The organism is Nosocomiicoccus ampullae (assembly GCF_001696685.1).
In the GTDB taxonomy this organism is placed as follows: Bacteria; Bacillota; Bacilli; order Staphylococcales; family Salinicoccaceae; genus Nosocomiicoccus; species Nosocomiicoccus ampullae_A.
In genome coordinates this window covers 1-7,980 of record NZ_MBFG01000026.1, presented here as the reverse complement: position 1 = coordinate 7,980, position 7,980 = coordinate 1, and the positions used below count along the sequence as shown (strand labels likewise).

Here is a 7,980-nt window from a genome sequence, read left to right as displayed (position 1 = left end):
AGAAGTCGCGCTCGACTTGCATGTATTAGGCACGCCGCCAGCGTTCATCCTGAGCCAGGATCAAACTCTCCATAATAGTTAGAGTTTTCTAGCTCTTTATAAAATGCGTTTTATACTAGTCGCTCTAGTTCTTGTTACTTTTAATAGTAACTTCTTTTTATCGGAATTAACGTTGACATATTGTCATTCAGTTTTCAATGTTCAGTTGGTGCGCTTTTTGAAAAGCGCAATATCTACTATAGCACGTTCGTTTTTAAAACGCAACTATTAAATTCAAAATTAAAACTTTTTGTTTTCGTTCTGAATTTCTTTATTGTGATTGCTCACAAGATAGTACTATACATCGTCTATATTTTAAATGCAAGTGTTTTTTAAAAATCAATTTTAAAAGTTGAGTAGAAATCATTCTACTCAACTTTATTTAGATTTCTGTTCTATATTCTATCGCTCTCGATAGCGTTACTTCATCGGCATACTCTAAATCTCCACCGATAGATAACCCTTGTGCGAGTCGCGTCGTTTTTATACCAATCGGTTTAACGAGGCGAGTAATATACATCGCAGTAGTTTCGCCTTCAATATTTGGATTCGTCGCGAGTATTAACTCTTTTACGTTTTCGTCTTTTAATCGCTCAATTAAACTCGGAACATTAATATCCTCTGGACCAATACCATCCATCGGTGAAATCGCACCGTGTAGTACGTGGTATAGTCCGTTATATTCACGCATTTTCTCCATCGCAATGACGTCTTTTGTATCTTGAACGACACATATCATCGAGCGGTCACGGTTTTTATCCCTACATATATAGCATGGATCTTCGTCCGTAATATGACCACAGACCGAACAATATTGTAGTTCTCGTTTGACATCCATCAAACTTTTAGAGAAATCCACAACGTCTGTCTCTTTCATATTGAGAACATAGAACGCGAGACGTTGCGCTGTTTTTGGACCGATACCAGGCAATTTCATAAAACTATCAATAAGTTTTGATATTGGTTCTGGATAATACATATTACATCAGCCCTGGGATGTTTAGCCCTTTAGTATGTTGACCAAGTTTTTCAGAAACGAGTTCGTCCGCTTTATTTAATGCGTCGTTTGTCGCCGCTGTAATTAAGTCTTGTAGCATTTCGATATCTTCTGGATCGACAACTTCCTCGTCAATCACTACATCTAAAATTTCTTTATGACCTGACACTGTTACTTTTACCATACCACCGCCAGCGCTACCTTCTATCTTTTCTTCTTTTAATTTTTGTTGCTCTTCTTCCATCTTCTTTTGCATTTTCTGCATTTGTTTCATCATATTTTGCATGTTACCCATTCCGCCACGCATTTATAAAACCTCCAATAATATATTTACTGTATTTATTTTAATCGGACTGACCTTTTATTTCAACGATACTGCTATCAAAGAGTTCTTTTGCTTTGTCAGAAGACTTTACTTCCTTCATAGTTTCTTCTCTAGATTCTTTAAAATTCGCAACATATTTCTGTCGAACGTCTTCCCAAGCCTCTTCTGGTACTCCGACCACTTTTACTTTCTTCCCTATTATAGGATGAATCAATCGTTCTAATTCTTCTGTTTTATTACTATCGTTGTTTATAAGTTCAGAATGTACCTCGTTTTTAAACTTAATAAGCACTTTCGTTTCACTCGCAGTCACCGGATCTGAGTCTTTAATAAGTGCACGAAGTGAGTTTTGTCCCTGTGCTTCAACGTGTTGTATAACATTTGCCCATTCTCTTTTAATTTTTCCTGTATCTTCATGATTCGCTTTATCGAGTACTTCTTTAATTTTTTCGAAAGAATATGGTTTGTTTCGTGGAATTTTTCTCTCTGGCATCTGTCTCACTGGGGCACCATTTTGAAGTGTCGCTTCAAGTGCATTCACTTTTCTTTTTAACGCCTCAATTTCTCCATTATTAGATGAATGAGATTGGTTGTTTACTCCATTATCTTTCTTCAGAACTTCGATCATTTTAACGATGACCACTTCAAGATGCACAGACACATTGACACTAAAACGCATCATGACCATCGCATCATTTAAAATATCAATCATTTGATAAAGTTTCGAATCATCCACTGTGTTTAGTGCGTATTTGTCATCATCATATAGTATCGTATCTCTTAAATAATAGACGAGTTCATGGACAAGACGAATCGGATCTTTACCCTCATCTATAAATTGATGATATTTCATAAACGCTTCTCTAGTTTCGAGATTTAAAATGAGTTGCATAAATTCATTTAACTCATCAAATTTAATACCACCAGTAATCATTACTGCGTCATCTAATGTAACTTTATTACCACTATATGCAATCACTTGGTCGAGAATCGATAACGAATCTCGCATTCCACCTTCAGCTGAACGAGCGATATAAGCGAGAGCATCTTCTTCGTACTCTACATTTTCAGCATCAGAGACATACTTTAACCGTTCAATAATCTCTTCAGTTTCTATCGCTTTAAAATCAAAACGTTGCGTTCTAGAAATAATCGTCGCTGGGATTTTATGCGGTTCAGTCGTTGCAAGGATAAAAATCGCATGATTCGGTGGCTCTTCGAGCGTCTTTAAAAGCGCGTTAAAAGCACCTGTCGTTAACATATGGACTTCATCTATAATATACACTTTGTATTTCGCTTCGTTCGGTGCATATTTTACCTTCTCACGAATATTACGAATCTCGTCTACACCATTATTAGATGCTGCGTCGATTTCAATGACGTCGTTCGAGCTACCTTCTGTAATACTTTTACAAATCGCACAATCATTACACGGTTCTCCACCGTGATTGTTAGGACAATTCACTGCCTTAGCAAAAATTTTAGCAATCGACGTTTTACCCGTCCCACGTGGACCATTAAAAAGATACGCATGAGATTCTTTGTTACGTTCGATCGCATTTTTTAACGTTTGCGTTATGTGCTTTTGACCGACTACATCGCCAAAACTTTGCGGTCTAAACGCACGATATAGTGCTTGATATCCCAAATTTCCGCACCTACTTCTTTAACAAATATTACTCTAATTATACCATACGTCGACTCAGAATTTTTACTGATTAAGAACAACAAAAAAGCAGAACTCAAGGAATTCCCTCAGTTCTGCTTTCTTATAATAAAAAACCGTGCACCACTTTGTCGAATATCAAACACAAGCGTTACTCACGCATTCGACTCAACCTCGGCTGCCCTACGGCACATAGAATGGGCCACTTAATGCTGCTTCCTTCCGGACCTGACATGGTTCATGACGTTCTATTGCATAGGACCGAAGTCTCAACATCGACGTACGTGAGGCAGACCTCACATCTGATTCCTCGAAAGTGGGATTCGGTCTTGCTAGAGCGGATTGCAAGTACAGGGCACCGCTAATTCCCCACTTAGCACGGTAAAATTAATATTAGCAAAAAATAATATCATTGACAACCGTTATTTCTTTTTACGAAGGAAAAGCGCCACTAAGCCTGCGAGCGTTAATAACACAACACCTACAACCGCAAAGATAAGTGCCTTTGAAGCCTCTTTAATTTGAGGATCATTCTTTTGAATTTCTTCCTCTACAACTTCACTCTCGTCTGCGCTGTCATCTTTAATATCGATATCAATATTTACTTTGTTTTTATTTTCAATTTCAACATCGACAGACTCATTTACCGCTTTTCCATTCACTTCTACAACTTTTACAGTATGCGTCCCTGGTTGAAGTTCTTGAGCGACATAGCGCCCATTAGGATCCGTTTCAATCACTCTGTTACCCACTTCAACTTTCGCCTGAACAGGTTTGTCATTTAGTGTCACTCGTCCGCTAATCGAATAGCTCTCTTGATTGACAGCGACGACAACCGATTCCCTAGACGCTTCTTGTTGAACAGGTGTGTCCACTGGTGGAGTGACCTCTGGTGGAGTGACCTCTTGTTGCGGCTGTTGATTTTGTCCATCATTAGGATTTTGATTCCCATCAGTTCCAGGTGTTTGCAACGAATCACCTGGATTATTATTGCCGTCGTAATTCCCTGGGTTATTATTTTCATCATAATTTCCCGGGTTATTATTTTCATTATAATCTCCCGGATTTTGATTGTTTAAGTTTCCATCATTTTCATCTGCATAGGCAGGTGTTGAAATGAGTAACCCACCTAGAAGTATCGCAATCGATTTTTTCATTGTAATTCTCCTTCAACACTTCTTTTCGTATTCGTTTATTATAAACATTATACCATGAATAAGCCTATGTCCGTCGGGTTTTTCATTTATCCTACTCTTGATTGTCTCTTTAATGTTTCATAATATAAATAATGAATAAATAATAAAGGATGAAACATATGAGCGAACTTAAAACGAAAGGCTATAAGCGCTACGATTATATGAAAGAACTATACTATGAAGGAATTGAAAAAGACTTTGAAATTCTTCGAGACTATTTTCGTAATGATTTACCTGAAGATGACTACGCAAAAGGGCTAAACCGTTATAGACGTTATTCACGTGCACTCGTATTACCAACGAGTCAACAAATCGAATGGCTACCAAACATTCAAAAAGACGGTAAAGAATATGCAGCTTACTTCCAAGGTAAATTTAACCCAGAACACCCGGGTGATTACCGTGAATTCGCAGCAATTGATGATCATATTTTAAACAATACACTGCTTCAAAAAATCATTATGGCAGATTATAATGAGACGTTTTGGAATGAAGAAGATCTTATCATGCCAATCCACGTCGGTGTACATTTTGTAAAACTTCGCGTTGAACATGAAGACGACGTCGCGGTTTCATCACCAAACTCGTTACATCAAGACGGTGAGCCTTTTACATTTGCACACCTGATTGAAAGAAGAAACGTTGAAGGTGGAACGAATGCGATCGGAATCCCGGAAGTGCGTCATAAACTTCCAGAAGAAACAACAGACGGTGAACTACACGAAGTATTTGAAATTACAGAGCCGTTAGAATCATATGGGGTCGCAGACCACATGGTCAGCCATTACGTTAGTCCAATCACGCGTGGTGAGAAGGATGAAGAGGGTCTAAGATCGGTCCTTCTTATCGATTATCAACTGACAGTTGTCGCTGAAATGGAAGAATAAATATACTTCTTTTTAATAAATATTAAGTTTTACGCATATAAAACGTTTCCATGATATAATAATTAAAAACAGATAAAGGAGATAGGTCTATGACGATTCAAGATTTTGTAATTGACTTTGCATTTGCATCTATCCTCGTCTTAATTGGACAGTTCCTCAGATCTAACTTAAAAGTATTCCAAAAGTTCTTCATACCTGCGAGTGTACTCGCTGGATTTTTAGGGCTAATATTTGGTCCAAACGGTCTTGGTTGGATACCATTTTCTGAGGCAATGGGTGGTTATGCTGGACTTTTAATCATTTTAGTATTCGTAGTCGTTGGAGTTAACGGTTTTGAATTTAAACGCGGGTCCGGTGAAGAATCACAACTTAAACGTATTCTCGGATATCAAATATTTAAAATTATCGTGTGGGCACTACAAATTTTCGTACCACTCGTATTTACAATTTTCGTTCTAAAGAAAATTTGGCCAGGACTAAACGATGGCTTTGGAATGTTACTTCACTCTGGATTTTACGGTGGACACGGAACAGCGGCAGCTGTCGGTTCAACGTTTGCAGATTTAGGGTTTGAAGATGCACAAGATATTGCGATCACATTCGCGACGTTCGGTATTTTAACAGGTATATTCGGAGGAATTTTTTTAATCAACATCGCAGCACGTAAAGGTCAGACAGCTTATATGAAAGACTTTAAGTTCATAGATGGAGATATGAAAACTGGACTGATTTCATTCCAAAACAGACGTCCATTCGGTCAGCAAACAATCTCATCTGTTTCGCTAGATACATTAACATATCACGGCGCATTTATCGTCGCATTAACAGGTATGACGATCGTACTTAACAGATGGCTTGCTGAGCATGTATTAGCTGGAATTCCTGACTTTACTCTCGGATTCATCTTAGCGCTTATATTCTTCTTACTTCTTAGAAATACGCCAGTATATGATTACATCGACAAAGATGTGAATACGAGAATTTCAGGTTCCGCAACAGATTATCTCGTTATCTTCGGGATTGCGTCAGTTAAACTAGATGTCGTTATGTCTTATGCTGGACCGATTATTTTATCACTGATTGTTGGTTGGTTACTTGTATTCATTATCATTTGGCCACTCGGTAAGGCATACAGTAAAAATGATTGGTTCGAACGCTCAATTTTCGTATACGGTTATTTAACAGGAGTATTCGCAATCGGATTTGTATTATACAGAATTGTCGATCCTGACAACATCTCTGAAACAATTGAAGATACAGCGATGACACCAGCCACGAACATTGCCGAAATTGTCGTGTGGTCACTGTTCCCAGCACTACTAATAAGTGGGCAGTGGCTCATTGCAGCAGCAATTCCATTCGTGATTATTATCGCGAGTATTATCGCTACAAAAGTTACAGGATCATGGGTCTTTAACGTACCAGATAGCGAACGAAATGTATTAAAAAATCAAATGAAATAACAAAAATCCACGTCTATCAAATGATAAACGTGGATTTTTCTATTACCAACCAATATCGTCAAGTGGAATGAACTACTCACCTAAAGTTGGACACTAAGATCCAACATTATATTTTTAATAAATTAAGCTAAGTTTCTACTTTTCTTTTTGTATCTCTAACTGATAATCATCGTTCGCTTCATTAATAATATTAGTTTTAAGTAAAAAAATAGTTACAATTAATGTTAAAACACCAGCAAATATATTGACTACAAAATATAACTCCAAGTCATAGAGCAAACCAAATATGAAAAAGCCTATTGGCATTGTCATCATAGAGAAAACAGAAATTAAAGAAAATACTCTCCCTTTCATAGAATCATCAATAGTTGTTTGATAGTAACTCATGATAGGTGTATTAACAAATTGAACACATAAAGTAATTAATATAAATAATAATGAAATCAAAATAGTATTTCCTATATCACTTAACTCTAAATATATTGGTAAAGGTAACAGAGCAATAATAATCGCAAATAACATGCTAAATATTTTAGCGATCGACAAAGGCTTTTCAAAAACTTTCACCGTACTAATAATCATGCCACCTAAAATAGTACCTACAGATAATGCCGCATAACAAAATCCTACTAAAGTTGAATTAAGTTCTAAAATATTGATGAGCATCTTAGCAGGCAATATACTAATTGTTGTCGTAACAAAGTTTATAAAGAATAAATAGATTATAATCATTTTAAGGATGCTACTCTCTTTAATATATTGAATTCCACCCGAAACATCTTTGAAGAATTGTTTTATACTCGAAATTTCTTCGTTTTTTTCCTCAATCTGATTCTGTTGTTTAAATTTTAAATTAAAGTCAAAACTTAATGCGATGATATTAAATACAATAAAAATCATAATCATTATTTCAAATGAAAAAATTCCAATTAAAGCACCTGCTATAATGGGTCCTAAAAGTGATGCAGATTCTGTTAGTATAGACGAGTATCCATATACTTTTTGAACTTTATCAACATTAAATAATGCAGTAATCGCTGACTGAAAAGCATTCCCAACAAAAGATCCTGTAATCGTCATTAGTGCCGTAGTAATATACAAAGCGATTAAATTAAATCCAAAATAGTATGTATAGACTAATAATCCTATTAATATAAGAGGATCAAGTGCTTCACCCAGGATAATTATACTTTTCTTGTTTCTAGAATCTGATATCACACCTGCTACTGGTAAGAATAATAGTGATATAAGAGTAAAAATTATTAAGTTAATAGACGAATATATAGCGGAACCAGTGTAATACATAATGTAAAACGATACTGCAAATGTATAAGTGTTACTACCAAAAGCAAGAAATGCGCGACTGAGTAAATATAAAATTAAGTTTTTATTCCAAAAACCTTCTTT

Annotated in this window: 7 protein-coding genes, 1 rRNA gene and 1 other RNA gene; 2 read left to right on the top strand and 7 right to left on the bottom strand. The window is 36.2% G+C overall.

Translation table 11 applies throughout. The features are described 5' to 3' along the window. From BBS29_RS07940 to BBS29_RS07915, 6 genes are all read right to left on the bottom strand, one after another. A 16S ribosomal RNA gene (locus BBS29_RS07940) occupies nucleotides 1-76 on the bottom strand; the annotation flags it as partial. A gap of 345 nt (nucleotides 77-421) precedes the next feature. Next, complete coding sequence (gene recR, locus BBS29_RS07935; RefSeq protein ID WP_068131143.1) at nucleotides 422-1,018, bottom strand: recombination mediator RecR; 597 nt, start codon at nucleotides 1,016-1,018, stop codon at nucleotides 422-424. A gap of 1 nt (nucleotide 1,019) precedes the next feature. Next, complete coding sequence (locus BBS29_RS07930; protein ID WP_068131140.1) at nucleotides 1,020-1,343, bottom strand: YbaB/EbfC family nucleoid-associated protein; 324 nt, start codon at nucleotides 1,341-1,343, stop codon at nucleotides 1,020-1,022. A 37-nt stretch (nucleotides 1,344-1,380) separates the two neighbouring features. Then, nucleotides 1,381-3,009 carry a DNA polymerase III subunit gamma/tau gene (gene dnaX, locus BBS29_RS07925; RefSeq protein WP_068131137.1) on the bottom strand — a complete coding sequence of 543 codons (1,629 nt, stop codon included), beginning with the start codon at nucleotides 3,007-3,009 and terminating at the stop codon, nucleotides 1,381-1,383. A gap of 134 nt (nucleotides 3,010-3,143) precedes the next feature. After that, nucleotides 3,144-3,409: signal recognition particle sRNA large type (gene ffs / locus BBS29_RS07920), an RNA gene on the bottom strand. A 40-nt stretch (nucleotides 3,410-3,449) separates the two neighbouring features. After that, entirely contained in the window at nucleotides 3,450-4,184 is a 735-nt protein-coding gene (locus BBS29_RS07915; RefSeq protein ID WP_068131134.1) for a carboxypeptidase-like regulatory domain-containing protein, read from the bottom strand. A 158-nt stretch (nucleotides 4,185-4,342) separates the two neighbouring features. Here BBS29_RS07915 and BBS29_RS07910 point away from each other — a divergent pair, with 158 nt between their 5' ends. After that, the gene (locus BBS29_RS07910) at nucleotides 4,343-5,110 is read left to right on the top strand and encodes a 2OG-Fe dioxygenase family protein (RefSeq protein WP_084778916.1); all 768 of its coding nucleotides are present in this window, start codon (nucleotides 4,343-4,345) and stop codon (nucleotides 5,108-5,110) included. Between the two features lie 89 nt (nucleotides 5,111-5,199). Further along, nucleotides 5,200-6,573 carry a sodium/glutamate symporter gene (locus tag BBS29_RS07905; protein ID WP_068131127.1) on the top strand — a complete coding sequence of 458 codons (1,374 nt, stop codon included), beginning with the start codon at nucleotides 5,200-5,202 and terminating at the stop codon, nucleotides 6,571-6,573. A 135-nt stretch (nucleotides 6,574-6,708) separates the two neighbouring features. Here the strand turns inward: BBS29_RS07905 and BBS29_RS07900 are convergent. Continuing rightward, nucleotides 6,709-7,980 (bottom strand): MFS transporter (locus BBS29_RS07900; RefSeq protein ID WP_068131123.1); only part of this gene is annotated, 1,272 nt, incomplete at its 5' end.

Bases quoted from the DNA above. Each gene is read 5' to 3' on its own strand.
- recR (WP_068131143.1), bottom strand. From the start codon at position 1,018: ATGTATTATCCAGAACCAATATCAAAACTTATTGATAGTTTTATGAAA.
- BBS29_RS07930 (WP_068131140.1), bottom strand. From the start codon at position 1,343: ATGCGTGGCGGAATGGGTAACATGCAAAATATGATGAAACAAATGCAG.
- BBS29_RS07915 (WP_068131134.1), bottom strand. From the start codon at position 4,184: ATGAAAAAATCGATTGCGATACTTCTAGGTGGGTTACTCATTTCAACA.
- BBS29_RS07910 (WP_084778916.1), top strand. From the start codon at position 4,343: ATGAGCGAACTTAAAACGAAAGGCTATAAGCGCTACGATTATATGAAA.
- BBS29_RS07905 (WP_068131127.1), top strand. From the start codon at position 5,200: ATGACGATTCAAGATTTTGTAATTGACTTTGCATTTGCATCTATCCTC.